Genomic DNA, 3,502 nt, shown 5'->3' with positions numbered 1-3,502 from the left:
ATCCATAACAATGAATTTATGCCGCTATTACGCATAGCTTTTCATCAAATTTAATCGAATTAAGTATTCGAAAAACCCGAAGTATTTTTGCGTTAAATCAAATTGTTACTTTTTAGTTCCAAACGTCAGTAACAAATAAGTAACCCTGACGCCAAATTGTCTTGATCTTCTCAGGACGACTGGGATTATCATGTAGTTTTTTACGTAAGCGAGAAATACGGACATCTATCGTTCGTGTGTCTGGGCGATAGTACTTACCTAGGATTTGTTCATAAACAAAGTCACGTTTCACCACTTTGCCACCATTGCTTGCGAGCAACCATAAAAGTTCAAATTCATGTGTAGTAAGATCAATACGCTCCTGACCATAACTCACGCGTCTGGTGTTTTTATCGATATGTAATTGTCCGAAAGTGAGCTGCTCCGGCTCATCGTCGAACTGCGAGTTCGCAGCTTGCCTTCTTAATACGGCGTCAAGTCGAGCACGCCACAGCCGTGGCTTTGCATCTTTTGAAATAACTTCATCAGCACCAAGCTCTAGAAACAGGCTATGAACATCTTCATCATCGCTGTCAAGACTGACAATCACCGGCGCTTTAAACCTTTGTCTAAACTGGCTAATTGAATCACAGGTTGGTACCGAAGCGATAGCTTGATCAAGCACGATACCGTTAATAGATTTCCCTGAAAAACCATTCAATTGGCCTAATTCCCTCAACAACTCAACAGTATAACCTTGCTCTTCAAGCATTTTTTGTTGTGATGTCAATATATTGTTATTGCTTTGTGCAACCAAGATAGTGGACACGGACGCACCTCTTCATTCAACGTGGATGAACACAGTGTAGTCACGCAACCTGAATGGATGCTTTACAGCACAAATAATCCTTTTGCCGTATCCCAAAGTGCTTTAACAACTGGGTCATATAACCGTTTATTCTTAGTTACAAGTCCAATTTCAATCTCATCAGATCTAAGCTGCAAAAGCTGAACTTGATTCTTAAATGGGCTTTGACTAATTACTATCTCGGGGACACACGCGATACCAAAACCCAAACTTGCGAGTGCAACCATAGCTTCATGACCCGAAACATGCGCATAAACCTTGGGTATAAAATTGTGTTTTTTGCAAAAGCTATCAATACGATCTTTTAACACACCTTGCTCTGGCATAATAAAAGACAAGCGCTGCCATGGCAGATCACTGTGACTGTATTCGTCAATAATAGATTTAAGCGGACAATCCATCGTCGGGCCAATGAACACCAACCTAGAACGGCCGATAGGTAAATACTCGATACCGTTTGGCAGATGTTTTGGCTTCACCGCTACTGCTACATCTTCCTTACTACTGGCAACTTCTGCTATTGAATGCGCGGGGTCGCCGGTAATAAGATTCAACTCTACTTGCGGGTATAGATGGCGAAATTTGGAAAAAAGATCATAAATAAAGCTGTAAGTCGCGGTCACTGAACAAAATAAGCTCAGCTCACCGGTCAAAGGCTTATCATCGTCAACACATTCGCTCTTAAACTGCCGCCAGCTTGCCAACGTCGCTTGCGCGTAATGAACAAACGCTTTACCTTGCTGAGTCAGCTCTACGGTGCGATTGTCTCGTAGAAACAAAGGCGCCCCGACCTCCTCTTCTAGCTGCTTGATTTGACGACTTAAAGTTGGAGGGCTTACAAAACAGCGTTCACTCGCCCGGGAAAAATGCAGCGTATCTGCAAGTGCCAAAAAATATTTTAGTTGTTTGTGATTCATAGTATTTCACCTTTTGAAATACTATAGTTCAAATATATCATTTTACGCAATCAAAAGTTCGCCCTACTCTGACTTCAATCTATTTCTACAGAATCAGGAAATATCATGTCGAATTACTTTAATACTTTATCTTTACGCGAGCAATTAGCTCAGCTTTCTCAATGTGCATTTATGGACCCAAGAGAATTCGAACAAGGTGTCGACGTTCTGATTGGTAAAAAACTGGTCATCGTTGGTTGTGGCGCCCAAGGCTTAAACCAAGGTCTAAACTTAAGAGATTCTGGTTTGAATGTTAGTTACGCACTACGTCCCTCAGCAATCGAAGAAAAACGTCAATCGTTTCTTAATGCATCTGAAAACGGCTTTATCGTTGGCACCTATGAAGAGCTCATTCCTGAAGCAGATTTGGTACTAAACTTAACGCCTGACAAACAACATACACCTGTTGTAAATGCGGTTATGCCGTTAATGAAAAAAGGCGCAACACTTGCTTACTCTCACGGCTTCAACATCGTAGAAGAAGGGATGCAAGTGCGTGAAGATATCACCGTAATCATGGTTGCACCAAAATGTCCGGGCACGGAAGTACGTGAAGAATACAAACGCGGCTTTGGTGTACCTACGCTGATTGCTGTTCACCCTGAAAACGACCCTGAGGGTAAAGGTCTCGCGCAAGCTAAAGCATATGCGGCAGGAACTGGTGGTCATCGTGCTGGCGTATTGCAATCATCATTTATTGCTGAGGTAAAATCAGATCTAATGGGTGAGCAAACCATCCTATGTGGTATGTTGCAAACTGGCTCGCTACTATGCTTTGACAAAATGGTTGAAGAAGGCATTGAACCTGGATATGCATCAAAGCTCGTTCAATATGGCTGGGAAATCATCACTGAAGCACTAAAACACGGTGGTATCACCAATATGATGGACAGACTGTCGAATCCCGCCAAGTTACTTGCATTTGAACTGAGCGAGCAACTAAAAGACATTATGCGCTCGCTATACAACAAGCATATGGACGACATCATCAGTGGTGAATTTTCAGAAGGTATGATGGCGGATTGGGCTGAAAACGACAATAAATTACTTACATGGCGCGCAGAAACCGCACAAACCGCGTTTGAAAAGCAAGCGAATACTGACGCTGAAATTTCAGAGCAGACTTTCTTCGACCAAGGTATTTTAATGGTTGCTATGGTTAAAGCCGGTGTAGAGTTAGCTTTCGAAACCATGACAGCGGCTGGCATTATTGATGAATCAGCGTACTACGAATCACTACACGAAACGCCGCTAATCGCGAACACCATTGCGCGCAAAAAGCTTTTCGAGATGAATCGTACGATTTCAGACACCGCAGAATATGGTTGCTACCTGTATAATCACGCATGCCTACCATTATTGAAGCCATTTATGGAATCCATAACAAAACGTGAGATTGGTGAAGGTTTGTTAGACAGTGACAATTATGCTGACAACCAGAAACTCATCGCTGTAAACCGTGCGATCCGTAACCATCCGGTAGAAAAAATAGGTGAAGTCCTTCGCGGTTACATGTCAGATATGAAAAAGATTGTTTAGTAAGTAGAAATAAATTTGCGTCAATAATATTGCAAACTAGTTCGCTTGTTAGTAACCAAGGCCACTTTCCACCCTGAGATCGTGGCCTTTTATCTCTGTTTCTCAACATAACCACCCATTTAACTCAAATACAGTTAACACTAAATACTGAGATTAACTT

3 protein-coding genes are annotated in these 3,502 nt (G+C 42.1%); 1 reads left to right on the top strand and 2 read right to left on the bottom strand.

Annotated features, from left to right (window positions below; all coding sequences use genetic code 11):
• Positions 1-112: 112 nt before the first annotated feature.
• Positions 113-808, bottom strand: coding sequence for a response regulator transcription factor (locus L1D50_RS22225; RefSeq protein WP_010373828.1), 696 nt, complete (start codon positions 806-808; stop codon positions 113-115).
• A gap of 62 nt (positions 809-870) precedes the next feature.
• Positions 871-1,764 carry an HTH-type transcriptional activator IlvY gene (ilvY, locus tag L1D50_RS22220; RefSeq protein WP_128728372.1) on the bottom strand — a complete coding sequence of 298 codons (894 nt, stop codon included), beginning with the start codon at positions 1,762-1,764 and terminating at the stop codon, positions 871-873.
• A gap of 105 nt (positions 1,765-1,869) precedes the next feature.
• Here ilvY and ilvC point away from each other — a divergent pair, with 105 nt between their 5' ends.
• Positions 1,870-3,342 carry a ketol-acid reductoisomerase gene (ilvC, locus tag L1D50_RS22215; protein WP_239966863.1) on the top strand — a complete coding sequence of 491 codons (1,473 nt, stop codon included), beginning with the start codon at positions 1,870-1,872 and terminating at the stop codon, positions 3,340-3,342.
• Positions 3,343-3,502: the final 160 nt, after the last annotated feature.

The organism is Pseudoalteromonas sp. Isolate6 (assembly GCF_022398435.1).
Taxonomy (GTDB): domain Bacteria; phylum Pseudomonadota; class Gammaproteobacteria; order Enterobacterales; family Alteromonadaceae; genus Pseudoalteromonas; species Pseudoalteromonas galatheae.
Note: the sequence above shows the minus strand (reverse complement) of the source record. Positions and strands in the feature narration are given on the sequence as shown.